Annotated in this window: 19 protein-coding genes; 8 read left to right on the plus strand and 11 right to left on the minus strand. The window is 65.0% G+C overall.

Annotated features, from left to right (window positions below):
- Positions 1-100 precede the first annotated feature (100 nt).
- Complete coding sequence (locus tag C1O66_RS10330) at positions 101-934, plus strand: N-acyl amino acid synthase FeeM domain-containing protein (protein ID WP_102767804.1); 834 nt, start codon at positions 101-103, stop codon at positions 932-934.
- Between the two features lie 852 nt (positions 935-1786).
- On the opposite strand, the gene C1O66_RS24360 is transcribed toward C1O66_RS10330, so the two are convergent.
- The 5 genes from C1O66_RS24360 to C1O66_RS10355 all read right to left on the minus strand — a co-directional run bounded on the left by C1O66_RS24360 (position 1787) and on the right by C1O66_RS10355 (position 10849).
- Positions 1787-3829, minus strand: a complete 2043-nt coding sequence (locus tag C1O66_RS24360) for a glycosyl hydrolase family 18 protein (RefSeq protein WP_243392766.1) — start codon at positions 3827-3829, stop codon at positions 1787-1789.
- Positions 3830-3863: 34 nt separating this feature from the next.
- Complete coding sequence (locus C1O66_RS10340) at positions 3864-6995, minus strand: chitinase C-terminal domain-containing protein (RefSeq protein WP_102767806.1); 3132 nt, start codon at positions 6993-6995, stop codon at positions 3864-3866.
- Between the two features lie 180 nt (positions 6996-7175).
- A complete protein-coding gene (locus C1O66_RS10345; protein ID WP_207795930.1) occupies positions 7176-8885 on the minus strand; it encodes a glycoside hydrolase family 19 protein in 1710 nt (569 codons plus the stop codon).
- A gap of 506 nt (positions 8886-9391) precedes the next feature.
- Positions 9392-10336: a DUF2145 domain-containing protein gene (locus C1O66_RS10350; RefSeq protein ID WP_102767808.1), complete on the minus strand. Its 945-nt coding sequence runs from the start codon at positions 10334-10336 to the stop codon at positions 9392-9394.
- Between the two features lie 6 nt (positions 10337-10342).
- The gene (locus C1O66_RS10355) at positions 10343-10849 is read right to left on the minus strand and encodes a hypothetical protein (protein ID WP_102767809.1); all 507 of its coding nucleotides are present in this window, start codon (positions 10847-10849) and stop codon (positions 10343-10345) included.
- Positions 10850-11020: 171 nt separating this feature from the next.
- Between C1O66_RS10355 and fabG the strand changes: the two genes are divergently transcribed.
- The 6 genes from fabG (at position 11021) to C1O66_RS10385 (ending at position 16537) form a co-directional block, all read left to right on the plus strand.
- Entirely contained in the window at positions 11021-11761 is a 741-nt protein-coding gene (gene fabG / locus C1O66_RS10360; RefSeq protein WP_102767810.1) for a 3-oxoacyl-ACP reductase FabG, read from the plus strand.
- Between the two features lie 148 nt (positions 11762-11909).
- A complete protein-coding gene (locus C1O66_RS10365; RefSeq protein ID WP_102767811.1) occupies positions 11910-12587 on the plus strand; it encodes a hypothetical protein in 678 nt (225 codons plus the stop codon).
- Positions 12584-13297 (plus strand): ABC transporter ATP-binding protein, encoded by a 714-nt coding sequence (locus C1O66_RS10370; RefSeq protein WP_102767812.1) that lies wholly within the window; start codon positions 12584-12586, stop codon positions 13295-13297. The genes C1O66_RS10365 and C1O66_RS10370 overlap by 4 nt, the downstream gene beginning before the upstream one ends.
- Positions 13294-14517 (plus strand): ABC transporter permease, encoded by a 1224-nt coding sequence (locus tag C1O66_RS10375; protein ID WP_102767813.1) that lies wholly within the window; start codon positions 13294-13296, stop codon positions 14515-14517. Before C1O66_RS10370 ends, C1O66_RS10375 begins: the two co-directional genes overlap by 4 nt.
- A 14-nt stretch (positions 14518-14531) precedes the next feature.
- The gene (locus C1O66_RS10380) at positions 14532-15284 is read left to right on the plus strand and encodes an outer membrane lipoprotein-sorting protein (protein WP_102767814.1); all 753 of its coding nucleotides are present in this window, start codon (positions 14532-14534) and stop codon (positions 15282-15284) included.
- A gap of 53 nt (positions 15285-15337) precedes the next feature.
- Positions 15338-16537: a hypothetical protein gene (locus C1O66_RS10385; RefSeq protein ID WP_102767815.1), complete on the plus strand. Its 1200-nt coding sequence runs from the start codon at positions 15338-15340 to the stop codon at positions 16535-16537.
- Positions 16538-16546: 9 nt separating this feature from the next.
- On the opposite strand, the gene C1O66_RS10390 is transcribed toward C1O66_RS10385, so the two are convergent.
- The 4 genes from C1O66_RS10390 to C1O66_RS10405 form a co-directional block, all read right to left on the minus strand.
- Positions 16547-18439 (minus strand): MFS transporter, encoded by a 1893-nt coding sequence (locus C1O66_RS10390; protein WP_102767816.1) that lies wholly within the window; start codon positions 18437-18439, stop codon positions 16547-16549.
- A 23-nt stretch (positions 18440-18462) separates the two neighbouring features.
- Positions 18463-19254 (minus strand): DUF2145 domain-containing protein, encoded by a 792-nt coding sequence (locus C1O66_RS10395; protein WP_102767817.1) that lies wholly within the window; start codon positions 19252-19254, stop codon positions 18463-18465.
- Positions 19251-19667: a hypothetical protein gene (locus C1O66_RS10400; protein WP_102769587.1), complete on the minus strand. Its 417-nt coding sequence runs from the start codon at positions 19665-19667 to the stop codon at positions 19251-19253. Before C1O66_RS10400 ends, C1O66_RS10395 begins: the two co-directional genes overlap by 4 nt.
- Before the next feature lie 122 nt (positions 19668-19789).
- Complete coding sequence (locus tag C1O66_RS10405; RefSeq protein WP_102767818.1) at positions 19790-21049, minus strand: amidohydrolase family protein; 1260 nt, start codon at positions 21047-21049, stop codon at positions 19790-19792.
- A gap of 201 nt (positions 21050-21250) precedes the next feature.
- On the opposite strand from C1O66_RS10405, the gene C1O66_RS10410 reads away from it, so the two are divergent.
- Complete coding sequence (locus C1O66_RS10410) at positions 21251-21997, plus strand: helix-turn-helix domain-containing protein (protein ID WP_102767819.1); 747 nt, start codon at positions 21251-21253, stop codon at positions 21995-21997.
- Positions 21998-22331: 334 nt separating this feature from the next.
- On the opposite strand, the gene C1O66_RS10415 is transcribed toward C1O66_RS10410, so the two are convergent.
- Together C1O66_RS10415 and C1O66_RS23660 are read right to left on the minus strand one after the other, a co-directional pair.
- Complete coding sequence (locus C1O66_RS10415) at positions 22332-24620, minus strand: NACHT domain-containing protein (RefSeq protein WP_102767820.1); 2289 nt, start codon at positions 24618-24620, stop codon at positions 22332-22334.
- A gap of 13 nt (positions 24621-24633) precedes the next feature.
- On the minus strand, positions 24634-25374 hold the full coding sequence (locus C1O66_RS23660) for an NYN domain-containing protein (protein ID WP_133155161.1): 741 nt from the start codon (positions 25372-25374) through the stop codon (positions 24634-24636).
- Between the last annotated feature and the right edge of the window lie 199 nt (positions 25375-25573).

Raw genomic sequence — 25573 nt, forward strand, 5'->3', positions numbered from 1 at the left:
TTGGAGACAATCCTCGCCCCAAGGTCGCAAGTCTTCGGAATGAGCCTGGCGCAAACGCTCAGTCGCCAGGTTGCACGTGAGAGCACAAGGAAGTAGTACTTTGCAAGGCGACACCATCATTGGCGTGACGTTCGAGTCACCACACAAACTGCAATCGCTGCTGCCTGAGTTGCTGCAGAGCGAGGTGGCTGGCAATGGGGTGGAGATCAATCAGCGGCTGTTCAAGATCCGCAACGCCGATTCGTCAGGTCGCCGCAGTTCCGCCAGCGTGCTGATCCAGCGCCGCTATGCCTCGCGCGGCTACATCGCCAGCGACCTGCCCGAGGAAGCCGAACCACAACGCATCACCTTGGTGGCCAGTGACGCTGAAGTCATCATCGGCACCATCACCATTGGCTTTGATTCGCCGGCCGGCCTCAATGTCGATGAAACCTTCGGCCACGAAACCGATGCCCTGCGAGCCGAGCGTCGCAACATCTGTGAGTTCACCAAGCTGGCGGTGGACAACGTTTCCAAGTCCAAGCGTGTGCTGGCCTCGCTGTTTCATGTCGCCTACATCTACGCCCACCGGCTGATGGGCTTCGACAGCCTGCTGATCGAGGTCAATCCCCGCCACGTGCGTTTCTATCAAGCCATGCTGGGCTTCAAGGTCCTGACCGGCCAGCGCCAAAACCCACGCGTCAACGCACCGGCAGTTCTGATGTGCTTGGATTTTGCCTATGTGCAGGAGCAAATCGCCAATCTGGGCGGCCGCCCCGAACTGTCGCTCGAAGTGCGCTCGCTCTACCCCTACTTCCTGTCCATCGCCGAGGAAGCCAATATCGTCGGCCGTCTGAGCCGCGCCCATCAGGACATCGAGAGCCTGCGCGCCGCCACCAGCAAGGACGATTACCCCGATCTCGAAGGGGACACCGTTACCGGTGAGTTCCTCTGACCCAGCGACGCGCATGCGCTCGTGCGGCCTGCACGCCGACTGAAGGGCGGATTGCGGCACATTGCGGACTTCCGCTGTCTTGATTGATCTTTCTCGCTGCGGTGTCTCGTCCCGCCGCCGGACTCATGGTTCGCGGGTCGGCTCTGCGAGCCGACTTCCCTCGCTGCTCGCTTCGCGGCTCAGCGGCGCCAAACTCCCTCCGTTCGCTGCGCTCACTGTGGTCAAACAGTGGCGCCGAGTCAGCACTTGAAGCGCGCGAGTACGCGCGCCTGAGCCGCTCCGCTGCGCCCTCGGCCGCGCACAAATCGCCCGTCGGCGGGCCGAGCCACCTCCGGAGGTGGCGTGCTCTACCGTTGATGAGGCACATCGACCGCGATGCAAGCGCCCTGCAGCCCGTGCCGCTGCCGGGCGATTTGTGAAGGGCCGAGCAGCACAGCGACTCGGGGCGCGCACGTACTCGTGCGCTTCAAGTACTGACTTGGCGCTTCTGTCTGAACGAAGCGAACGCAGGGAGCGAAGTGAGTTATGCGCCAGCCCCGAGGCGCGAGCAGCGCAGGGAAGTCGGCCCGTCAGGGCCGACCCCGGAACCATGAGCCCGGTGGCGGCACGGGCTGCAGGGCCTCACGAGCAAAACCACCAAAGGCTGCTTCGTGCCGACTGCCGCCACACGCCCACCGCGAACAAACAGAAAAGGCCAGCGCGAACGCTGGCCTTCTTGATGAGACCGACCTCAAGTCCGGAAACAGCTGAGGGCTTTGTGGGGGCAGTGACCGAGGAGTGAATCACTGCCCCCGGCCCTTCCTCCGCCTCCGGATTGTTGGGTCGCCTTGAGATCCCTGAGCAGGGGTTTGCTTACTTCAGACCATCGCTGATGGCCTTGAGCAAGGTGGCGTTGGCATCGTCACCGCTGAACTCCCAGAAGAAGGCTCCGCCGAGGTTCTTGTTCTTCAGGTAGATCATCTTTTCGTTGATCTGCACCGGCGTGTCGAAGCTCCAGAAGGTGGTGCCATTGAAGATCCACTGGGCACGGGTCACCGGGTCCACATAGCTCGGGTAGTTCAAGGTCTTGAGCACCTTGTAGTCCTCGTTACCCTTCTCGTAGGTGGCCGGCGCCGGGATCGCGCCGCTCTGGTAGAGCCCGTTGTTGACATTGGGCACATTGGTCCAGCCGCGGCCGTAGAAGCCGATGCCCAGGTTCAACTTCTTGGGCTGCACGCCGCGGTCCAGATAGGCCTGGATGGCATCCGCGGTGTTGTAGACCCGGGCATCACCGGTGGACGGGTCCTTGGGCGAGCCATACAGCGGAGTGTGGAAGTTGGTCGTGGTTTCCCAGCCGCCGTGGAAGTCGTAAGTCATCACATTGATGAAGTCCAGCGAGTTCTGCGCCACCTCAGGCTGGTACTCGCGGATCTTGTCAATGCCGGCCGGGGCCGCCATGGTCAGCAGCAGACCGGGGCGAACGGCATCGAGCTGCTTGCGGAACTCCGCCACCAGACCGTTGAAGTTCTCCTTGTCTTCGGGCTTGCCGCAGGCCAGACCACAGGCCACCGGGTATTCCCAATCCAGGTCAATGCCGTCGAAGACGCCAGCGGCCGCGCCCACGCCACCGGCGTTCTCGGTCACGGGCAGATCACCCTTGATATAGGCGTCGATGCAGGACTTGACGAAGGCGACACGGTTCTCCGGGCGTGATGCGCTGGAGAAGCCGCGCGAGTAGGTCCAGCCACCCAGCGAGATCAGCACCTTGAGCTTGGGGTACTTGGCCTTGAGCTTCTTCAGCTGGTTCCAGTTGCCGCGCAGCTTCTGGTCCCAGGTGTCGCCCACGCCGTCCACGCTCTGATAGCCCTGGAAGGACTTGGTGTAGTCGGCAAACGCGTCGCCGCCCACGCCGGTGCTCTCGTTCACCGGCACGGTCAGGCCGACCTCGCACTTGTTGTTGCGCACATTGCCGAAGGCATAGTTGATGTGCGTCAGGCGCGAAGCGGTGCCGCCCTTGTCGATGTCCTTGACCAGGAAGTTGCGGCCATAGATGCCCCATTGCGCAAAGTAGCCCACCACGTTCTTGGCACCGGTGTTGGTGTCAGGCTTGGCGGTGCGCACCGAGATGGCCGGCGACGCGGCCGAAGCGCCCGCCTGGTTGAAGGCAACCACGCTGAAGCTGTAAGACGTATCCGCGGCCAGGCCGGTCACGCTGGCGTTGGGGTTGGCCACCTGGGCGGCCTGGCTGCTGCCTTGCAGCACGCGGTACTGCACCGTGCAATTCGGGCCGGCAGCCACCGGCGACCAGCTCAAGTTGACGCTGTTGCTGGTCTGGCTCGGCGACGCCAGGCCGGTCGGCACCGCCGGTGCCGCAGCGCAAACACCGCTGGCCGTGCTCGTCATCAAGGCGGCACTCTGGGCCGAGGCATTGCCTGCCTTGTCGCGGGCCCGCACGGTGTAGCTGTAGGCCGTGCCGGCCGCCAGACCGGTGTCGGTGTGGCTGGTGGCCGTGGGCGAAGCCACCAGATTGCCAGCGCGATAGACGTCGTAGCCGGCCACGCCGCTGCCGGCGTCGGTTGAGGCGCTCCAGGTCAGCACGATGCTGCTGGTGGTCTGGCCGCTGGCCGTCAGGCCCGAGGGCACGGTCGGTGGGGTCACGTCGTTATTGCCGCCGTCGCAATCACCGAGCGGCTTCCAGACATCCCACTGGCCCGAGTTCGTGGCCGGGCTGTTGCCCTGCGTCCACCACTTGGCCGAGAAGGCCTTGCTCGCCTGCTGCACGACCTTGCCGCTCGTGTAGACCGACTGGGCGCTCCACTCGGCGACGCCGGTGCAGTTGTAAGCCATGGCCAAGGGGCTGGCCAGCCCGAAGGCCAGGGCCAGGGCGGCCGGGATCATTGTTTGTTGCAGTCTCATATCTTCATGCTCCGTTGAGAGGGGTTGCTAGCATTCACTTGCCTGCGGCCTTGGCGGCAGCGGCCTTGGCCAGGGCGGCGGCGCTCAGGTCCGCACGCCGTGCCTCTTGCTTGAGGCTGTAGGACTTGCCACCGAAGCTGACCACCCAGTTGCTCGGCATGGGCATGGGCAGGTAGTAGTTCAGGGCGATGGTGACGCTCTGACCCGGGGCCAGGGTCTGCCAGGTCGGCAGCTTGAAGGCAGCGCGGTGCACGTCGTTCTTCAGGCCGCCGATGTTGTTACCGGACGGGTTGGCACCGCTCTGCACGATCTTCAGGCCGAAGCCGCTCTGATCCGTCAACGTGGCAGGAATGGCGGTGGGCACATCGAAGCTGAAGTCGGTGCCGCCCGGCAGGGTCTGCGTGCTGTTGTTGGTCAGGGTCAGCTTGGGATTGATCGGGTAGTTGGCATCACCCAGGGCGAAGCCAGCGATGCTGAAGCGGATGTCCAGGCTCTCGGTCGGCAGGGCCGTGGCGCTCAGGCGGTTGCCGTAGGGCGCGGCCGTCTTGAACTTGTTGTACAGCGCCTTGGTCAGCGTGCTGCCCATGAAGTACTCGGCCTTGGCGTTGTCGTAGGCATAGTCGCCGGCCAGTTCCCAGAACATCACACCACCGATGCCGCGGTCCGCCACGTACTGCGCCTTCACACCGATGCTCTGCTCGTCCTCGGTGGACAGGAAGACCCGTTTCTGGGCATTCCACAGCCACGGGGCGACCAGGGTGCCGTCGTAGAAGCGGGTGTAGCTGCCGGTCAGCTGATCGGCCGGGTTGGTGGCCGGGTTCAGACCGTAGGCGGCCAGATAGCTGCCGGGCTTGCCAGCGGCCAGGTTCATGGCGTGCCACATGGGGTTGGAACCGGCCGGCACTTCCTTGTTGGACACGTCCAGGTCATGCCAGAGGTTGTCGATGCCAATGGCGCCTGCACCGCACTTCTGCACCGTGCCACCGCCGGTTCCCGGCGGGCACTTGGTCTGGTCGGTCTGCGCCGCCGTGCCCCAAAGACCATTGGTACCGCCCGTCACGTCCTTCCAACCGCGGGTGTAGTACGGCACGCCGATGTTGATGCGGCCGGCCGGCAAGGCACCGCGGAAGTAGTGGTAGGCCCAGTCGGTGTTCAGATAGCCGATGCGGCCGTACTGCGCTGCCGTGTAGTAATTCCAGGCCTCCAGCTCCTTGTCCTTGCCATCGTCATAGAGCGCGGCATTGGGGCCGACAAACTGGTTCCAGGCACCATGGAGGTCATAACTCATGATGTTGACGTAGTCCAGGTACTGGGTGACCTGGTAGTTCTCCATGCCGCGCAGCAGATAGCCCGAGGCCGGGGCTGCCACCGTCAGCATGTAGTGGCGGTTGTCGGCCTGACCGGCTGCGTCCAGACGAGCGCGCAAGGTCTGCATCAGCACCACATAGTTCTTCACCAGGCTTCCACGGCGTGCGTTGGAGATGGCGAAGTCATCCGGGTTGCCGGCGTCCTTCATGCTGGTGGCGTACTCGTAGTCGATGTCCACGCCGTCAAAGCCGTACTGGCGCAGGAAGGCCACGGCCGAGTCGGCAAAGGCATTGATGCCGGCCGTGTTGGCGCTGCCGTCGGCATTGGTGGTCATGGTGTAGAAGCCACCGCTGGCCACGCGCTTGCCGCTGTCGTCAAAGTAGCCGCCGGTCTCGGCCCAGCCGCCGACCGACACCAGGGTCTTGACCTGCGGGAACTGCTTTTTGTACTTGCTCAGCAGGTTGAAGTGGCCCTTGTAGCTGAAGGCCGGGTCCATCTCGGCGCCCGCCACACCGGGCCAGGTGATGCCGGTGGCCGGGTTGTTCGGGTCGTTGACATTGCCGACCGAGAGCTTGTTGGCGCCGTCCACATGCGCGAAGGCGTAGTTGATGTGGGTCAGCTGCGCCCAGGGGATGTTGCTGGCCAGGTAGGCGGGCTGGCCGTTCTTGCCGGTGCGCCAGCTGGTGAAGTAGCCGATGATGCGGCGCGGCTTGTCCGCACCCATCTTTTCGCGGCCCTGCTCGTCGTAGACCTTGCAGTAGGCCGGCGTCGTGCCCGGCGTGGTCAGCAGGCCTTCTGGGCGGCAACGCTCATCGCCCGTGGAGGTGCCGCTGACGGTGATGCGCACGGCCGGGCTGTCGCTGCTGGCTCCCTTGTCGTCGGTGGCGCGAGCCACGATATCGGCCACGCCGGCACGCGCAGTCCAGGCCACGCTGTAGGGCGCCGTGCTGTCCTCGGACACCAGGGCGCCGTTGACATAGAAAGCCACCTTGGCGACCGTGCCGTCGCTGTCGGCGGCATTGGCGCTCAGGGTCACGCTGTCACCGGCGCCGGGCGTAGCGCCAGCGCTGGGCGCCGTCAGGGCCACCGTGGGCGGCTTGTTGACGGAGCCGCCGGTCACGGTGACGGCCTGGGTCTTGGTGTTGGTGGCGCCCTTGTTGTCGGTGACGGTCAGGCTGACGTTGTAGCTGCCGGCGGCCGCATACGTGCGGCTGGCGGTGGCACCGGTGGCAGTGCCGCCATCGCCGAAATTCCAGGCGTAGCTGGCGATCGTGCCGTCGGGGTCGCTGGAGCCGCTGCCGTTGACGCTCAGCGTCAGGCCATTGGCCGTGCTGGTGAAGGCGGCCACGGGCGGCTGGTTGACCACCGTGCCCACGGTCACCTGGCTGCTCTTGCTGCTGGTGGCGCCCTTGTCGTCGGTCACCGTCAAGGTGATGGTGTAGGTGCCGGCTGCGGCATAGCTGCGGCTGGCGGTGGCGCCGGTGGCCGTGCCACCATCGCCAAAGGTCCATGCATAGCTGACCACGCGGCCATCGGCATCGGTCGAGCCGCTGCCGTTGACGCTGACGGCCAGGCCGTTGATGCTGGAGGTGAACGCTGCCACCGGCGGCTGATTGACGACGCCGTCACATTCGCCCAGAGGCTTCCAGACATCCCACTGGCCCGAGTTGGTGGCCGGGCTGTTGCCCTGGGTCCACCACTTGGCTTGGTAGGCCTTGTTGTTCTGTTTGGCCTTGCCGCCCGATGTGTAGACGGCCGTGGCCGACCACTCATTCACACCGGTGCAGTTGTAGGCCAAAGCGGGGCTGGCGGCCATGGCGGCCACCAGCACGCTCAGGCTGGGAAGTGCATGTTTCATGGGAAGTCCTTGCTTGTCTCAGGCTAGGTTCTTGGCAGCGCTCAGGGCGCTGGGCTGGGCGGTTTGCGTCGCGGAATGCAGCCGCCCCACCCCTCGCTGAAACGAGGGCTGTACAAACGGCTTTGGGGGAAAACGGGCTCGGAGCGACGCGTCCGGCCCGCCGGGGTTCTCAGTGAGGGCTCATGGCTTGATCACCACATCGAAGTACTTCTCGACGCAGCGCTGGTAGTCGCCTGCCTTGAGGGCGAAGTGGGCGGTCTGGTAGCCGACCAGCTTGCAGGCAAAGGCCTTGCCCTCGGGCATATCGGGGTAGTAGGCCCAGTCCTGGTCCCAGTAGATGTCCAGAGCGCCGGCGCCGCCGACTACAAAGGGTTTCTGGGTCGCGCAGCCCAGTTCCTCATTGGCCGCGATGGGCACGCCGAGCGAGGCGGCATGCTGCCGGTAGTAGGCGATGCGGTTGACCGACTGCGGCTTCTCGGTGATCTGACCGCATTCGATGCCGCCGTTGATCACATTGGTGGTGGCACCGAAGCCGGGCTTGATACCTTGGGCCGTGTCGGTCGCATTGGGCTTCCAGCTGCCGTCCACCACATGCAGCATGCTGGGCTTGGGCGAGGCGGGGTAGACGAAGAAGAACACCGCCGAGGCCAGGTTCAACCAGGTGTCGGCCACCTGCTCGGGGTTGTTCAGCAGCACCTTCACATCACCGAACATGGCGTCGGAGAAGGGCCCGTAGTTGAAGCTGTAGGACAGCTGCTTGGCACCGCGGCCGAAATACTGCTTGTAGCGGCCTTGCGCATCCTTGCCGCAAGGCCAGACCTGACCCTGCCAGGTGCTGGGCAGGCATTCGTTGTTGTAGGGGCAGCCGTAGCTGCTCTCGCTGCAGCCCGACTCGCGCACGAAGTACAGGGCCTGGCGCCACTCCGGGATGGCGTTGTTGCGGTCATGCGCGCCGGTCTCCTGGGTGAAGTGGGCAAACATGGTGGCCAGGGTCTTGCGGCAGATGGCGTCGGCATCCCGGCCATCGCTGTAGCTGCTGCACACGCCCGAGAACTTGGCCACGGCCTGCAACAGGCCGGTGTAGGTGTAGCTCGGGTGGCGCAGGGGGAAGAGGAACTCCCACTGGCTGGCCGGCAGGATGCGCTCAACGCGCTTGACGTTCTCGGGGTTACTGGCCGCACCGGGTTTGACCGCCGTGACCACCGCGTTGTCCCGAGTCGCCACCGAGGCCTTGACCGAGGCAAACAGCGGGGTGCCGGTCAGGCGCGCTTCATTGGCCTGCACATCGGCCTGACGCAAGATGTATTTGCCGGTCACCGGGTCCTTGACCACGGAAACCAGGCTCACACTCAAGGCCTTGCTGCCGGTGGCGCCCTTGTCATCGGTGACCGTCAGCGTGACCGGATAGGTGCCAGTCTTGGCGTAGGCATGGCTGATCTTGGCGCCCGTGCCGCTGGTGCCATCGCCAAAGTCCCAGCGCCAGCTGGCCACCGTGCCATCGGCATCGCTGGAGCCGCTGCCGTCGAAACTGACGGTCAGGCGATCCACCACCGAGTTGAAGCTGGCCACCGGCGCCTTGTTGCCGCCCGTGCCACCACCACCGCCGTCACAAGCGCCGAGTGGCTTCCACACACCCCAGCTGCCCGAGTTGCTGGCCGGCGCCTGGCCTTGCGTCCACCAGTTGGCTGAATAGGCCTTGCCGGCCTCCTGCACCTGCTTGCCCGCGGTGTAGGCCGTGCTTGCGGCCCAGACCGGCAGCGTGCTGCAGTTGACCGCCCAGGCCGGTGCGGCCGCAGCCAGCAGCAGGGCCGACACGGCCCGAGCCGTCCAGACGATGACGCCGGGATGACGACCTGTAAGGCCTGACAGTAGGCCGAACGGTCGATTCATGGAAACCTCGCGCGCTCCGGTAAGGCGCTCTCTGCCGCATGCCAGTTGGGTGGCGATTTCAGGACTTCGGTTCATGAACAACTCCCATCTCTCACGCGCCAGAAGGCTGCAGCGCCGGTGTGATTCAAGCCCCAGAGCCACTGGCATCCAAGGCAACCGCTTCAAGACCAGAACAAGTCTCCGGCCCATCAGTGGTATTTACTTTAGATACCAGTTTGTCGCAAAACATAGATGAAAACACCTAGTTAGACCGAAACTTCGCGTAAACAGCAATACCAAAAGCAGTCCAGATCGCCTAGCGACCGGGGAGGGGCGGAGCCTTGCCAAAGCCGCTGAACACCAAGGCCGTTCAGCCACATCGCCACCGCCCGCCACGCGGTCCCGCAAGGCGCCGGCAGAGACATCTCGACACAGCTGCTCACGAACGCGCCATTCAAGCGGCCGCCGGGACCGCCTGTTTCACCGCCCTGCTCCCGCAGGGACCGCGCCTCGGGCGCGAAGAGGCATCAGCCGCCCAGGCTGAACTCTTGGTCTGCCGCCGAAGGCGCGCAATCCGCCGGCAGGGCTTGCCAGCCCTGGCGCAACACCAAGTCCTGACCGCGCAGACAGAGTTCGATGCGGCGCGCTTCGGGCCAGCGCTGGCGCACGAACTGTTCGATGGATTCGGGCATGCTGACCCGCATGCGCAGCGCTGCCAGGTCTTCAGCCGGGTGGTCGTCGCGATGCAACCAGGGGGTCAAGGCCGTGGCCCAGAGCAAGGGCCGCCAGCCCAGATCGATGCGCGTCGGTTGATAGTCCTGCGCCTGCAGCCAAGCCTGCGCCTGCGCGCGCAAGCTCGGCTCATAACGCCCAGGTACGGCGTCAAACGCGGGCTGCAGCCCGCCCCAGCTGGTGGCCAGCAATTCCACCAGCCATTGATTGCAGTTCTGGTAGTCGAGGCCGAAAGCGTAAGCATTGGCGCTGTAGCGCGGCGCCAGCAGCTGCAGCGCCCGGCCTTCATCGCCGACCCAGGCCAGCACGGCCCGCTCTGCCTCGGGAGGCAGCAAGAGCAAGGAGATGACGCTGAGATCCGGCGTCAGCGAACCGAGCAGAAAACCGGCCAGGCCTTGATCGAACAGGCGGGGCCGCCCTTCCTCGCAGGAGAAATACAGCTGCCGCACCGACCAGGGGGTGTTGGGACTGTCCCGCAGGCTGATGCCGGCGTGCGAATAGCGCAGCCCGAAGCGCTGCAAATCCAGCCCGGCGCGAGCCACCAGGGCCAGGGCATGCCCCGAGGCCTCCAACTGCTGCTTGACCACTGCACTGAAGCGCAGCAGGCGGTCCTGCTGCGCCACGCTCATGGCCTGGTTGCCGGCGCAGTAGCGCAGCACATCGGCATGGCAGGCGCCACCCGATGCGCTCAAACCCAAGGCCATCGCAGCCACGCCCCACGCGCGGTGCAGGTAGGCCATGGGTGATCAGAGGCTCAGTGGCCGCGAAGGAAGCTCGCGGTAGATCTCGTCCTCCAGCACCAGGAAGAAGGCCTGCTGGCTGCGCACCTCGACAAACTCCAGACCATAGGGCTTGGCACGGGCCTGGATCGAATCGCCGGGCTGCAGGCGGGCTGCGTTCAAGGCAGCCTGAGGCAGGAAAAGGTGGAAGGTGTCGGCCGACGTCTCGGCCGCGGCCCCGGCGGATTCGGCCTTGGCCTGCAGGGTCAGGCGCAGTTGCCCGGGTCGGCCGGGGGCCGCGGCCAGCTCGATGAGCCGGTACTCGCCAGCGGCCACGCGCTTGTCACCGGTCGAGCTGGCACTGGACTGCTGCACCGAGGTGGACAGGCTACCGATCGAGGTGCCGATGCTCTCGGACGCTGAAGAGGCCGACAGGCCAGCCGCCTGCACGGGCGCCAGGCCGCCGGCCGCGCACAAGGCCAGCGCGGTCGAGAGCGCTGTGCGATTCAGGAAACGAGACACGAAGGCTTGCATGAAACACCGTCCGCTGTGAAACCAAAGATCGCGCGATGTTAGCGGCAGGCCGAGGCGCGGCCGGGCTCTAGACTGTGCGCCGCGTACCGATTTTTCTTCCTGTTTCATCCCGATTCTTCATCTCCCCTTCATCTCCTATTCATCTCCGCCCACCGCGACCCCTCGTTCACCATGAAGCTGAAAAACAAGGTTTGTCTCATCACCGGCGCCGCCCAAGGCATCGGCCTGGCCACCGCCCTGCGCTTTGCCCAGGAGGGCGCCATCGTCATCTGTGGCGACATCAAGCCCGAAGCGGTGGATGCCGCCGCGGCGCAATGCCGCGCGCTCGGCGCCGAGAGCCTGGGCCTCGTGCTCAATGTCACCGACCGCGCCCAGGTGGATGCGGTGGTGGCCGAGCTGCTGGCGCGTTACGGCCGCATCGATGTGCTGGTCAACAACGCCGGCATCACCCGCGATGCGCGGCTGCAGAAGATGAGCCTGGAGCAGTTCGATGCCGTCATCGACGTCAACCTGCGCGGCGTCTTCCACTGCGCCCAGGCCGTGGCCGACACCATGGTGGCGCAGGGCGCCGGCGTCATCCTGAACGCCAGCTCGGTGGTCGGCCTCTACGGCAATTTCGGCCAGACCAATTACGCGGCGGCCAAGTTCGGCGTGATCGGCTTCACCAAGACCTGGTCGCGCGAGCTGGGGCCCAAGGGCGTGCGCGTCAATGCGGTGGCGCCGGGCTTCATCGAAACGCCGATCCTGGCCACCATCCCCGAGAAGGTGATCACCGAGATGCAAGCCCATGTGCCGCTCAAGCGCCTGGGCAAGCCCGAAGAGATCGCCAGCGTCTACGCCTTTCTGGCCAGCGAGGACGCCAGCTACATCAACGGCGCCGTGATCGAGGTGTCCGGCGGCATGACGGTCTGAGGCGCCGCGGCAGGCGCATTTCACGCCGCAAGGCCCACCGTTCGCGCCGCCTGGCGACCGCGAGTCGCAAAGCCGATGCGCGACATGAAGGGGGCTTCTAAGGTGCGGGCTTGAGTCCATCAAGTCCAACGCACCGAGGAGCCCCCGGATGAAGCCCCACCACGCCCCCGCCCGCCGTCGCCATCGCCTGGTCGTGCAGGCCCTGCTGAGCCTGAGCCTGGCGTCCACGCTGAGCTTGAGCCAGGCCGCCAGCGAAGCGCCGCAGGCACTCGCCCAGGCCCAGCAGCTGTTCCTGGCCGCCACCCAGGGCGACAGTGCGGCCATCGAGAAGGCGGTCGAGGCCTACACCGCCCTGCTCCGCGCCGAGCCCGGCAACCCCTCTCTCATGGCCAAGCTGGGCGCGGCGACCTCGCTGCGCGCCACCACCACGATGCTGCCCTGGAAGAAGATGAGCCATGCCGAAGAAGGCCTGGCCTATCTGGACAAGGCCCTGGCCCTGCTCAACAACACACACGACGCCGCCGCGGCCGGCCAGATCCCCATCGCCCTGGACACCCGCTTCACCGCCGCCAGCACCTTTCTGGCCCTGCCCGGTTTCTTCAACCGCGGCCCGCGCGGCAACAAGCTGCTGCAAGAGGTGCTGAACCACCCGCAGTTCGCACAAACGCCTTTGGCCTTCCGCGCCACGGTCTGGATGCAGGCAGGCCGCGCGGCCGAGCAGGGCGAGCGCCGCGACGAGGCCCGCAAGTTCTACCAGCTGGTGCAGGAGCATGGCGCCCCACAGGCCAGCAAGGCCCAGGCCAAGCTGAAGGCCCTGCAGTCATGAGCCAGCCCGTGGTCATGGAGATGCGGGCGGTGCACAAGACCTACCGCCTGGGCGAACACATCGTGCCCGCTCTGCAAGGAGTGGACCTGCAGCTGCGCGAGGGCGAGTTGCTGGCCCTGACCGGCCCTTCGGGCAGCGGCAAGTCCACCATCCTCAATCTGTGCGGCCTGATCGATGCCGCCGATCGGGGCGAGATTCTGCTGCAAGGCCGGCCGGTCGACGCCCGCGATGAAACCGGCGCCACCCTGCTGCGCCGCGATGCCATCGGCTTCATCTTCCAGAACTTCAATCTGGTGCCAGTGATGAGCGTGGCCGAGAACGTGGACTATCCCCTGTTCCTGGCCGGCCTGCCCTGGGCCGAACGGCAGCAGCGGGTGCGCGAGGCACTGCAATCGGTCGGCCTGCTGGAGCACGCCGCACATCGGCCCGATGCCCTGTCCGGCGGTCAGCGCCAGCGCGTGGCCATCGCCCGCGCCCTGGTGAAGCGGCCCCGCCTGGTGATTGCCGACGAGCCGACCGCCAGCCTGGACTCCGGCACCGCCGATCAGGTGCTCAGCCTGATGCGCGAGCTGGCGCATCGGCAGGGCGCCGCCTTCTTGATCGCTACCCACGACAGCCGCCTGACCTGCCGCTGCGACCGGGTGATCGCCCTGCTCGACGGCCGCATCAGCCCCCACGAAACCAGCCTGCCTCTCGGAGCCGCCGCATGAACCACTTTCCCTGGCTGAAATTTGCCTGGCAGAACGCGCGGCGCAACCGCCGCCGCTCCTGGGTGACGGTGTCCATCGCCGCCCTGGGCACCGCCGCCATCCTGCTGGCCAGCGGCTTCGCCCTGTCAACCTACCAGGGTCTGGCCCAGATGGCGGCCCGCAGCAGCGGCCACCTGATCCTGGCCAAGCCCGATCAGTTCCACAAAGACGAAGACACCCCGCTGCAGCACGGCCTGGACCAGGCCGATGAGCTGCGCGCCCGGCTGCTGGCCGACCCCGAGGTGCGCCAGGTGCTGCCGCGCGTGGACTTCAGCGGCCTGATCAGCAATGGCGACAAGTCGACGGTGATGATGGCCGTGGGCATCGACCCCGACAGCGAGTTCGCCATCAAAGGCCCCTTCCTGAAGATCAAGGCCGGCGAGGCCCTACTCAGCAGCCCCCAGGCCAGCGCCGAGGTGATGCTGGGCGAAGGCCTGGCGCGCAGCCTCAAGGCCGAGCCCGGCAGCAGCCTGACCCTGCTCTCCAGCACCGCCGACGGCGCCCTCAACGCCCTCGATGTGCGGGTGCGCGGCGTGTTCTCCACCGGCATCCCGGACATGGACAAGCGCCTGGTCTACACCGATGTCCTGACGGCACAGAAGCTGCTGAACAAGGCGCGCATCAGCAGCCTGGGCGTGTTCCTGCGCAGCATGGAGGCCGTGCCGGGCGCGCAGGCGCGGGTGGCCGCCCAGTTCCCCGAGCTGGAGGTGCAGAACTGGGAGACCCAGGCCTTTTTCTACCGCAGCGTGCGCGATCTCTACGACCGCATCTTCGGCGCCCTGGGCCTGATCATCTTCCTGATCGTCATCTTCGTAGTCACCAATGCCATGGCCATGGCCATCATCGAACGCACCCGCGAGATCGGCACCCTGCGCGCCCTCGGAACCTTGCCCCGGCAGCTGCTGCGCAGCCTGGCACTGGAGGGCATGGTGCTCGGCGGCGGCGGCGCGGCCCTGGGTGCGCTGCTGGCCCTGGGCGCTAGCGTGCTGCTCTACCTCTTTCCGGTGCAGATGCCGCCGCCGCCGGGACGCTCGGACGGCTATCCGCTGAGCATTGCCATCGACCCTGGCGTCTACGCCGCCACCCTCCTAGCCATGCTGCTGCTGGTGATGCTGGCCTCGGCCCTGGTGGCGCGCAAGACCGTGCATCAACCCGTGGTCCAGGCCCTGGCCCACACCTGAGGAACACACCCGCGATGAAGAACGCCACCCTTGCGCCCATTCTTGGCCTGGCTGCCCTGCTGCTGGCCGGCACATCGGCCGCCCAGGATGTGCCCAGCCTGCTCAAGACCGCCGATCAGTTCCGCAGCGGCGGCGCCAACAGCGCCGAGAAGCTGCAGGTCGAGACCCTGGTCACCCAGCATGCCGCCGATGGCAGCGTCGAGAAAGAGCGCCGCTACACCGTCTTTGTGCAGAGCAAGCGCCAGTCTCTGGTGCTGATGCAAAGCCCGGCCGAGAAAGGCCAGAAGGTGCTGATGCTGGGCGATGATTTCTGGCTGCTGATGCCCGGCAGCCAGCGCCCGATGCGCATCACCCCGATGCAAAAGCTGCTCGGCGATGCCTCGACCGGCGACATCGCCACCCTGTCCTGGGCCGAGGACTACAGCGGCCAGCTGATCGGCGAGGCGCGCTGCGGCGAGCGCCCCTGCCTGCACCTGAGCCTGCAGGCCCTGCGCAGCAGCGTCAGCTACCAGCGCATCGAGCTGTGGCTGGACAAGGCCCGCCACGAGCCGATCAAGGCCGACTTGTACGTGCAATCGGACAAGCTGGCCAAGCAGGCCCGCTTCCTCATGGACGCTGGCCACAAACAAGTCAACGAGATGGTGCTGCAGGACCAGCTCAGCCACAAAAAGGAAACCCGCATCCGCTATCTCTCGCGCACACCGCGCACCGTGCCGGAGACCTGGCTCAACCCCATGTTCCTGGCGCGCAATCCCAGCCTGGAATGAAGAGAAGTCCGATGCGAGGCCCCTTGCTTCCATGTGCTCATCCTCTTCTGCTGATGGCAGCAGCGTCGCTGGCCGCGCCCACCCAGGCCCTGGCCCAGGACTGGAGCGCCCAGTTGCGCGCGCGCAGCGAGCATCGCAGCGCCAACCCGCAGGGGCCGCTGGCGGGCCCCCAGGGCTCAACGCAGGGCCTGGACGCGGAGCTGCGCGGCCAATGGCGCGGCCTGAACGCCGCGCTGGCCCTGCGCCAGGAACGGGGCGGCGAAGCCGACGAGAAGCGCAGCAGCAGCAGCAGCGCCACTGTCAACGAGCTCTACGCCAACGCCGACCTCGGCGCCTGGCAGCTCAGCGCCGGGCGCAAGCTGCTCAGCTGGGACGTGGGTTATGCCTTCCGCCCCAATGACATGGTGGCCCAGGAAGAGCGACGCACCCTGCTATCCAGCCAGGTGCGCGGCCGCCCGCTGCTGGCTGCCGAGCACTTTGACGCCGACACCGCCTGGTCGCTGGTCTGGGTCAATCCGCTCAAGCAAGAAGGCAGGCGCGGCGATGAGCAAGCCCTGGCCGGCCGCGTCTACCAGCGCCAGGGCAGCCTGGACCTGCACGGCTTCGCCCGCTGGGGCCAGCACAGCGGCCCCAGCCTGGGTGCGGCGCTGGCCTGGGTGGCCACGGACTCCCTGGAGCTGCATGCCTCCTTGCACCTGGCGCGGCGCGATCACGCCTTGCTGCTGAACCAGCTCGACGCCAGCAGCCTGCTGCAGCGCCAATCACCCTGGCGCGAAGGCCTGCGCGGCTCCCATGCCCAGGCCTTGCTTGGCTTGAGCTGGACCGGTGAAAACCGCCTCAGCCTCCTGGCCGAAGCCTGGTGGGACGGCAATGCCCTGAGCCCGCAGGACTGGCGCGACTGGCAGCGCCGCACACAGCAGCTGCGCGCCCTGCCGCCCGGCGCGGCGGTGCCGCCTCAAGCCCTGGCCGCCAACCTGGCCTGGCAGGCCCAAGCCTTTGGCAGCGGCAGCAGCCTGCAGCGCAGCAATGCCTTCCTGCGGCTTTCATGGAGCGAGGGCGGCTGGTCGCCCGCGCTGGACTGCCTCTACCACCCGGCCGACGGCGGCCGCATCTGGACCGCCTCCCTGACCTGGCAGGGCGACCGCCTGCGCGTGGACGCCGGCCTGCGCCACTACGGCGGCCCGGCCGGCGCCGTGCTGACCCAGCTGCCGCAGCGCCGCCAGGGCTATGCCGCGCTCAGCTGGGCGTTCTGAGCAATCGGCTCAGCTGCGCAGCAAGCCGCCCACCCGCTCCCGCAAGAGCTCCGGGCTGACTGCCGGTGCAGCCAGCGGCGCCCCGGCCAGCAGGCCAACGCGGCTGAACAGCCCCCGCCGGAAGGGCCGCACCATGGCCTGGCCCTGCTCCACGCGTGAGAAAAACGAGCCCCAGAGGTTCTGCAGCGCCAGTGGCACCACCGGCACCTGCTCGCGCCCTTCCAGGATCTTCATCAGCCCGCCCTTGAAGGGCTGGAGCGTGCCGTCGCGGGTAATGCCGCCCTCGGGGAAGATGCAAAGCAACTCGCCCTCATCCAGCACCTCGCGCGCCAGCTCAAAGGCACGCTCGTAGGTGGCGGGGTCTTCCTTTTGCGGCGCCACCGGAATCGCCTTGGCCAGACGGAACAACCAGCCCAGCACCGGAATGCGGAAGATGCGGTGGTCCATCAGAAAGCGGATCGGCCGCGGGCTGGCTGCCATCAGCAGCACGGCGTCGATGAAGGAGACATGGTTGCAGACCAGCAGGGCCGGGCCGCGCGCCGGAATGTGCTCGTCGCCGCGCACGCGGAAGCGGTAGACCAGGCGCGAGGCGACGAAAGCCACAAAGCGCAGCAGGTACTCGGGCACCAGCATGAAGATGTAAAACGCCACCACCGCATTGGCCAGGCCCACCGCCAGGAAGAGCTCGGGAATGCTGAAGCCCGCGCCGAGCAAGGCACCAGCCAGCAGCGAGCTGGCGATCATGAACAGCGCGTTGAGGATGTTGTTGGCCGCGATGATGCGGGCGCGGTGGGTGGGCTGCGCGCGCAGCTGGATCAGCGCGTACATGGGCACGCTGTATAGGCCGGCGAACAGCGCCAGCAGGCACAGGTCGGCCAGCACGCGCCAATGCGCGGCCTGGGCCAGAAAGTCACCGAGGCTCAAAGCCGCCGCAGGCGCCGGCAGGCCGCGCGAGGCGAAGTACAGGTCGATGGCAAACACGCTCATGCCGATGGCGCCCACCGGCACCAGGCCGATCTCGACATGGCGGCGCGAGAACAGCTCGCACAGCAGCGAGCCCACACCGATGCCGACCGAGAACACCACCAGCAGCAGCGAAGCCACCTGCTCATTGCCGTGCAGCACTTCCTTGGCAAAGGCCGGGAAGTTGGCCAGAAAGACGGCGCCGAAGAACCACATCCAGGAAATGCCCAGCAGCGAGCGGAACACCGCCAGCTGCTCACCAGCCAGCTTGAGGTTGCGCCAGGTCTCGCTGACCGGGTTCCAGTTGATCGCCAGGCCGGGGTCGGTCGACGGGCAAGCTGGAATGGCTTGCGCCGTCAGCCGGCCCAGCACCGCCAGGCCCAGGCAGGCGAAGGCCACCTGATGCGCGCCCACCTCGGGCCGGGCGATCAACACGCCACCGGCCACATTGCCCAGCAGGATGGCCACAAAGGTACCCATCTCCACCATGCCATTGCCGCCGGTCAGCTCGCGCTCGTTCAGCTGCTGCGGCAGATAGGCGTACTTGACCGGGCCGAACAGGGTCGAATGCAGGCCCAGCAGGAAGACGCAGCTCAGCAGGGCCGGCACATTGGTCGCGTAAAAGCCCCAGGCCGCCAGCGCCATGATGGCGATCTCCAGGCTCTTGATGAACTGGATCAGCCGCGTCTTGTCATGCTTGTCGGCCAGCTGGCCGCTGGTGGCCGAGAACAGCACAAAAGGCAGGATGAACAAGGCGCCGATCACCAGCCCGGCCTGGGCCGGCTTCAACCAGCTCAGCTGCAGCTGGTAGGTCAGCAGCACGGTGAAGGCGAACTTGAACAGGTTGTCGTTCGCCGCGCCCAGGAACTGGGTCCAGAAAAACGGGGCGAAGCGGCGCTGCGCCAAGAGCGCGAACTGACCACCATGGGATTCCGACATGCTGTTGCCTCCGCTCTCTCAATTCATGGTTTGACCAGCTCAACCGCATCGCCAGCTCCCGCGCGGGGCAGCCAGGCGAACACCGAATCGGCTGTGATTGTTTCAATTCGTCCTGCAAAACGTTGGGCGCTCGGATGGTCATCGAACTCGACATTGGCCATGCTCACCCGTGCGCCCAGGCGCGTGGCCGTGGACAGGCGCAGCAGGCCGGGCTGGTAGTCCCGCTCGCGCAACCAGGCCTGGGCCTGGGCGCGGCTCTCTGCACCCTGGCTCGCCAAGGCCAGGGTCTCCAGCACCCATTGATTGCTTTGCTGGTACTTGCTGCCCCAGGCGTAAGACACCATGCTGTAGCGCGGCTCGTGCAGAGTGGCCACGCGTGCCTTGTCGCGCAGCAGCGGCATCAGCGCCGACTGAAGCGCCGGGCTCAACCGAGCAAAAGCAGCCTCGTAGCGATGCGGCCGGTCCAAAAAGAACTCACCCAGGCCCTGACGAAACAGATCGGCGCGGGCGCTGCCACAGTGGTTGAGCTTGTGCAGCACGCGCCAGACCGGCTGCGCAGCCTGCGCATCACCCTGGCTGTCGCGGTAGGCAAAGCCCAGGTGGGACCACTGCACACCGTATTTACTCAGGTCTTGCCCCGCGCGAGCCAGCAACACGACCTGAGCGCCGCTGGCCTCCAACTGCCGAGCCGTGGCTTCGGCCAAATTCATGCCGCGCTCGATCTGCTGCACGGTGAGCGGCTTGTCCTCACAAGGCCGCCCGGCCTGAGCCCAGCCCGCCGTCAGCAACAGCAGAACCCAAACGCAGCGCTTCATCGGGTGATCTGCTCGTGGTGCAGCAAGGCCTTGCCGATGGCATTGGGCACCAGGGCGACCGCCTCGCCCGCCACCGAGAGCACATAGCCACTGCCGATCACCGAGACCACTACCACGGCGCCCAAGGCGGTGCTGGCCTTGCCGGCGAAACGAACGCTGGCGCGGACGCCATCCGACGCGCGTTCCAACACCCACACCGTGCCCTGGGCCGAGGCTTCGACGGCCACGACCGTCAAGTTCGCACCCGCCGACAAGAGCACCGCAGGCGCCGCCACCGAGACCGCCACGGGCACAGCCGACAAGGCGCTGGCCTCCGAGGCCGTGGTCTGGGCTTGCGCCTGTGGCGCTTGCAGCAAGACCAGGCTCAGCAGCAGACCCGCAGAGCAGGAAAAGGACTTGGCTTTCTTCTTCATCTTCATAACTCCCGATTCAAGGGTCTTGCTGATCCACGGCTTCGACTCGATGTCTCCACCAGGCACGCCGCCGGCACAGGGATTGGCATGCGCGCTGGCGGGCGCATCATCGCAGGCCGCGCTCAGCCTCCATGCTCAAAATGGCGGCGCGAGTGAAAGACTTCCGTGCGCAGGCCCTGGCCTCGCCACCGAACCGACTTCTTCAAAAGCAGATCGAACAGCAGCGGGTTGTGCTCGCGCAGCTGCTCCAGAAAAGGCTGCTGCGCTTCGTCCAGCAGCCCCGCCCGCACCAGGCTGCCCAGGCGGTAGAGCGGGCCGACGCCGGGCAGCGGGTAGTCCGAGCCGTGGAGCAGGCGGCCGTGCCAGTCTGGCCGGCTCAGCACGCTGCGCCAGACCTCGGGCCGGCGGTTGAACTGGAACAGGGCCGAGACATCGCCGAGCAGCAGGCCGCTCCAGGCCGGCTCGTCCATCAGGCGGGCGAAGAGATCAAATGCCGGGCGCAGGCGCGGCCGGGGCTGGTCTAGGTCCAGCGCGTCGCCGAGTGAGGCGCAATGGGCCGCAATCACGCGCACGCCTTGCGACAAAGGCTGGCGCAGCAGCAGCGGGTTGCCCAGTTCATCACGGCCGGCGCCGGGCACGGCTTTCTCTTCGCCGCAGTGCACGATCAGCGGCAGGCGGGCGGCAGCCATGCGTTCGTAAAAGGGGCGCAGGTGGCGGTCGCGCAGATCGATGTTCATGCTGCTGGGCAGCCATTTCAGCGCCACGGCGCCGCCGGCGATGGCCGCATCCAGGCGGGTCAGCCCATCCTCGCGGTAAGGGTGGATGGAGGCCACCCAGGCGAAGCGCTGCGGGCCGGCCTGCGCCACGCTGCGGGCATAAGCATCGGGCACATGGAAGGTGGTCCAGTCGGCTTGGGCCCGGCCCTGCTCGTCGTGGGCTTCGTCAAAGGCATAGAGCATCCAGCGGGCGCCCTCGGGGAAATCCTCGGTCAGCGCACGCAGGCGCTGCAGATAAGCGCGGTCCACGCTGGGCGCATCGGCCGGCACGCAAGCGCCGTCCATGATGACGCGCCGGCGCAGGCTCTCGCCCGGGTGCCACCACTGGTGCATGGCCGGGTGGATGCGGCAGCCGCTGCCGGCGTCGCCGGTGCCGAGCAGATGGCAATGCACGTCCCAGAGCTGGCGGGCGTCGATGTCTTGCCAGAGCTGCTGCAGGGCCGGATGCTGGCGCAGGGCCTCGGGCAAGGCGCCACGGCAGGGGTTGCGCAGATAGCCGGCCTGGGCCGGGCGCACCAGGCTGCTGAACAGGCCGGCCACGGCGGCGGCGCCGCAGCATTGCAGGTGGCGGCGCCGCGTGGTTTGAAAGTCAGCATCGTGGTGCATCGCGTGTCTCACTCCGTCTTGATTGAACTCAGCTCGGCTTGGCGCGGGCTGGGAATGAAAGCGATGCTCGCGGCGGCGCGGCGCTGGCGTGCGAAAAATGCCTTTCGGTGGCAAGACCTGGCCCCGACGGTGGCACCATGCGCTACTGCTGCGCCCAGCGTCACACTGCTTTTTCTTACTCTCCTTCGCACCGAGCCACGCATGTCCACCACCCAAACCCTGATCGAAGTGATCAAGGCCGAGCTGAAGAGCCAGGGCCTGAGCTATGCCGATGTGGCCCGCGAGCTGGAGCTGTCGGAATCCAGCGTCAAGCGCATGTTTGCGCCCGGCGGCGAGATGCCGCTGTCGCGGGTTGATGAAATCTGCCGGGTGCTGAACACCGATTTCGGCGAGCTGAGCCGCTCACTCAGCGAACGCCAGCCCCTGCGCATGGAGCTGAGCCTGGCGCAGGAAAAAGCCGTGGTCGCCGACCCCAAGCTGCTGCTGGTGGCGATCTGCTGCCTGAGCCAATGGACGGCCGAGCAGATGCACCAGAATTACCGCCTCAGCGAGGCCGAGGTGACCCTGCACCTGGCCGAGCTGGACCGCCTGGACATCATCGAGCTCAAGCCCCTGAACCGCTACAAGCTGCGCGTGGCCAAGACCTTCCGCTGGCGCCCGCATGGGCCGGTGATGAACTTCTTCCGCGAGGAAGTGGCGGGAGATTTTTTCTCAGGCGGCTTCGACGGCGAGGCCGAGCTGCTCAGCCTGGTGCACGGCCGCCTCAGCCAGGCCAAGGCCCGCGAACTGGTCGAGCGCCTGCAACGCCTGGCCCACGACTTTGCTCGCCAGCACCTGCTGGACCAGAAACTGCCCGAGGCCGAGAAGCGCCAGTACACCTTGGTGATGGGCATGCGCTCCTGGTTGTTTGAGCACTTCAAGCATTTGCAGAGGGCGGGGCGGGGGTAGGAGGCGCGGACCCTGGGCTGCTCTACTCTTCGATGGTCTCAAGACCGGAACGCGGCGTTCAAACTGGCGACACACCCACGCGTGTCACCAAGGGGCGATTCAACGGAACAACTTGGGGGTCAAGTCTTGCCTTGAAATTTAAGGCCTGACCCTCGCTTCTTTGACCCTCGCTTCTTATGACCCTCGCTTATCTCGCTTCTCCAAAAGCGGCAATCAACTTTGAGGGTGATGATCTAGCGCAGTACCTTTCGATGTTGAACGAGTGTCTTGGAAAGTGCCAGCGAGCAGTGTTCCCAGCGGAACTGCCATTCATTGATAACCTCTCTCGGGTGGCTTAACCTTGGGTTCCCCTAGCGTCAAGTGCTGCTAGAAACGTGTCAAAACTGCCTGCTGAGGCTGCGAGGGCATCCTGAATCGCGTACATCGGGACAGCAAGCTTGAAACGGGCCTGAACGCCTTTGCCCCTGTACTCAACGTTTTCGACGATATTCGCTCGAACCAAGATAGGAACAATGTCGTCGACGAACCATGGACCTTGCCTACCGAATTTGGCCCGGATCGTATCTTCATTGACCTGAGTCGTACGCAAAAACACTCTAAGGAACTTCTCGACGGCATCAATCCGCGAATCGGCCTCAGGTAGCGCGGCATCAGCTGGCAAGTTCGCTGCCAGCGGAATTGCTGCGCCAAGTTTGCGCATTTCAGCGGCTATTTCATGAGGCCCGTAGAGGTTTCTTTCACCTTCCCCGCTGCCGCGCTTCAAAGCGTTGACTCGGCAGTCGACAAGGGTGGTACCAGCTAAAGTGTCCGCGTCCGCGGCATCGATGCGTTCAAAGTCGCAGTTATGGAACGAGATACTGTTGAAATTCGCACCAGCGATCTCCGTAGGTTCAAAACGACACTGCGAAAATGTCACGTCGGACAGCCGTCGACCAAATAGGGCGTTCAATGGAAAGACCACTGAATCCACTTCCACGCGACCTCGGCTATCGGACTGACCAGAAAGCAGCCGCACTAGCAGGGCACCGCAGTTCTCTCGCGCAAACGACAGTGGCGATGAGCTACGTGCGACATCCACGACTACAGCAGTGCAATCGCTCTGTTGCATTCCGACTCTTAGCAGATGGCTGACTGCTTGGTCACAAGTGTCAGATGGAAGCCTGTCAGCCGAAACGATTGATAGTAAGTCCGCTTGGTTCCGATCCGCAAGCGCACTGCCTAATGACTCTCCCAAATAGAAGCGGCGGAACTCGTCATGATCGAACTCGAGCAAGCCTCCGCGCGCTGGGTTCGTCGAGAGAAGGGAGTGGTTTCGAACTCGCTCGCGAATTTGGCGAACAAATGTAGGGCCTCGCCTCATCGGCTCGGCAAACATCTCCACGATCACGTCGATCACGTCGAGCCGAAGCGAATTGGCCGAAGATTGCCACATCTCGCGTGCGATCGCGGCCAAAAGTTGATGGTGTTCCGTCACAGTGAGCAAAGGCTGCGCTGCATCCCCAGTTTTGTCTAGCCACTTCAGGCGGGCCTCCCGATCCACGAGTGTCTCGACGAACCTGAAGAAATAGTCCTGCGGTGCAGTACCGAGTTCATTTGCAAGCTGCTCAACCGTCTCGACACTTTGCGCGAGGTCCACCAGTCGCTTGACTAGGAAGGCGCGCGACAACATCGGGTGTTCGCCTCCGAGGCGTGCTGCAAAGGTGTCGTACAAGTCCTCGGCATCTGAGAAACCACGCAGAGCCGCGTACTCAAGGAACTGAGGCCTCATCCATCGATTGATCTTCAGTCTTGCAAACGAAGCAGACCTGTCCCCGATCGCGTCAAACAGCCGTGCCTGTGTCTTGAAGCTCGTGATCTCAAAGAAGGCCTTTCTCGCTGCGACCATGATCGATCCAGCTGAATGAAGCGAATCGATGAAACTGCCGAGCGCGGAGACGGCTTCGCCTGAGTGCCCCTCGACAAACATCTCCTCGAATCCATCAAAGGCCGGAACAATAGCTCCAAGCTTGACCAACTCAAGAAATCCATCAAAGTAGTACCGATTGAAGCGGAAGCGGTTTGACAATGTTCCGATGACGACATCGTCAAATCTCAGAAACGTCTTGCCGCCAAGTGCTATCGGTACTAGAAGCCAACTACCTGTTCGGGACTTGCAGCGGGCGGCCTGCTGTCGAGCTAAGTGGTTAATTAGCGTCGTCTTGCCCTCTCCAGCATCTGAGGTGAGATACAGGATTGCTGTGGTTGCCGGAATTGGGGCCCCCAAACGCTGCTCTAGAGAAGCGGCGACATTGGTGACAGCGAACTCGTCGTCTGAGGCGGGGGAAGAAAGATCTCCGCGCAGAAGGCCGCTCGGCATCACAAAGGCTGGTGTGTCCGGGACAAACGTCAAGATCCGGTCAGCAAGCAGATCGAGCTTTGCAACCCTTCGAATGAGCCACGAACGAGGTGTATACGTTGAGTCGGAGTCTTCGATCATCAACTCGCCCGAATCTGGCTTCGTGACGAGGCGAACATCTATCAATTCGTCTTGAATTTGAGCAACGATTCGCCCTTGACGAACGTCCAGCTCACTCGGGTCATTGACGAAGGCTCCGAGGATGCGCTTCAGTTCATTTACGGTCACGGTTTGCTCCTCTTCAGACGGAAGTTTGCTTGTACACAACGCCGAGTCGCGACAAATTGGACATCAGCACAGGTTTGGTCATGCCCCCCGGGGAAGTATGAATTTGGCAAACAGATGCTCCCGCTGTGAGGCAAAGAAGTACACCTGGCCACATGTCGGCGTCTGACGAAACAACTACCACTTTCTTTGCCCCTTGCCGCAGCGCGAGTTCCGCCATGTCCGCTACCATAAGAGTGTCGACCTGCTTCTGTTCGTTCCTGCGAAGAAGGTCTCGGGTCGTTACTCCGCAGTTGCCAAAATCGCACTGCCCATCTCGGAGGAACGATTCGATTGGCGCCAACTGGCATCGTTGTGGGGACGCGCATGTGCGCCATCCACTTTGATCGACCTGAACGTTCCGAACCGACCGTCCAGGCATGAAAGTGTCGGCTAGGTCTTCGCTTGGCAAGAACAGGCCCGAGCGGGCGAAAGCTACCGTCAGCATGCGCTTGACCAGCCTACCGGTTGGATCGAGGCGCTGGGTTGTAGCTGGGAAATTGGCTTGAATCTCTGTCCCAAGAACCTGGGCTTGGCGGGTAAGTGAGCGTCCAGTGGTCCAACCGCCGTACAAACGCACCTCGACGCGCGAAACACCGTCCATGAATTGGTTGGGGATGCGCGATTCAATGTGCCGAACAACCGCGTCAAGCTTCTTGTTTTTTCGAAAATCGCCGAGGTTGTCATAGTCCACAAGGACGAAAAGTCTGTCGGTCATGTGCTGCGTCCGTGTCGGCAGGTGCGGTGGATTCGGCGACCATACCAGCGCGCTTGTTGCGAGCCTTGCCGCCCTTGCTAATTCTCAGTGTAGACGTTGCCTTCCCGCCACCGAGGCGCGACCCCAGCAAACACTCAGTTCAATTCAAGGCTTAGGCGAGACGCGCTTCAGACCGGTACCGCGCAGTTTCTGCGTTTTC

Source organism: Paucibacter aquatile, from assembly GCF_002885975.1.
GTDB lineage: Bacteria > Pseudomonadota > Gammaproteobacteria > Burkholderiales > Burkholderiaceae_C > Paucibacter_A > Paucibacter_A aquatilis.

What these genes read in the sequence shown, in the direction of transcription:
- C1O66_RS24360 (WP_243392766.1), bottom strand. Translation starts at nt 3,829, where the DNA reads ATGAGACTGCAACAAACAATGATCCCGGCCGCCCTGGCCCTGGCCTTC.
- C1O66_RS10340 (WP_102767806.1), bottom strand. Translation starts at nt 6,995, where the DNA reads ATGAAACATGCACTTCCCAGCCTGAGCGTGCTGGTGGCCGCCATGGCC.
- C1O66_RS10345 (WP_207795930.1), bottom strand. Translation starts at nt 8,885, where the DNA reads ATGAATCGACCGTTCGGCCTACTGTCAGGCCTTACAGGTCGTCATCCC.
- C1O66_RS10350 (WP_102767808.1), bottom strand. Translation starts at nt 10,336, where the DNA reads ATGGCCTACCTGCACCGCGCGTGGGGCGTGGCTGCGATGGCCTTGGGT.
- C1O66_RS10355 (WP_102767809.1), bottom strand. Translation starts at nt 10,849, where the DNA reads ATGCAAGCCTTCGTGTCTCGTTTCCTGAATCGCACAGCGCTCTCGACC.
- fabG (WP_102767810.1), top strand. Translation starts at nt 11,021, where the DNA reads ATGAAGCTGAAAAACAAGGTTTGTCTCATCACCGGCGCCGCCCAAGGC.
- C1O66_RS10365 (WP_102767811.1), top strand. Translation starts at nt 11,910, where the DNA reads ATGAAGCCCCACCACGCCCCCGCCCGCCGTCGCCATCGCCTGGTCGTG.
- C1O66_RS10370 (WP_102767812.1), top strand. Translation starts at nt 12,584, where the DNA reads ATGAGCCAGCCCGTGGTCATGGAGATGCGGGCGGTGCACAAGACCTAC.
- C1O66_RS10375 (WP_102767813.1), top strand. Translation starts at nt 13,294, where the DNA reads ATGAACCACTTTCCCTGGCTGAAATTTGCCTGGCAGAACGCGCGGCGC.
- C1O66_RS10380 (WP_102767814.1), top strand. Translation starts at nt 14,532, where the DNA reads ATGAAGAACGCCACCCTTGCGCCCATTCTTGGCCTGGCTGCCCTGCTG.
- C1O66_RS10385 (WP_102767815.1), top strand. Translation starts at nt 15,338, where the DNA reads ATGGCAGCAGCGTCGCTGGCCGCGCCCACCCAGGCCCTGGCCCAGGAC.
- C1O66_RS10390 (WP_102767816.1), bottom strand. Translation starts at nt 18,439, where the DNA reads ATGTCGGAATCCCATGGTGGTCAGTTCGCGCTCTTGGCGCAGCGCCGC.
- C1O66_RS10395 (WP_102767817.1), bottom strand. Translation starts at nt 19,254, where the DNA reads ATGAAGCGCTGCGTTTGGGTTCTGCTGTTGCTGACGGCGGGCTGGGCT.
- C1O66_RS10400 (WP_102769587.1), bottom strand. Translation starts at nt 19,667, where the DNA reads ATGAAGAAGAAAGCCAAGTCCTTTTCCTGCTCTGCGGGTCTGCTGCTG.
- C1O66_RS10405 (WP_102767818.1), bottom strand. Translation starts at nt 21,049, where the DNA reads ATGCACCACGATGCTGACTTTCAAACCACGCGGCGCCGCCACCTGCAA.
- C1O66_RS10410 (WP_102767819.1), top strand. Translation starts at nt 21,251, where the DNA reads ATGTCCACCACCCAAACCCTGATCGAAGTGATCAAGGCCGAGCTGAAG.
- C1O66_RS23660 (WP_133155161.1), bottom strand. Translation starts at nt 25,374, where the DNA reads ATGACCGACAGACTTTTCGTCCTTGTGGACTATGACAACCTCGGCGAT.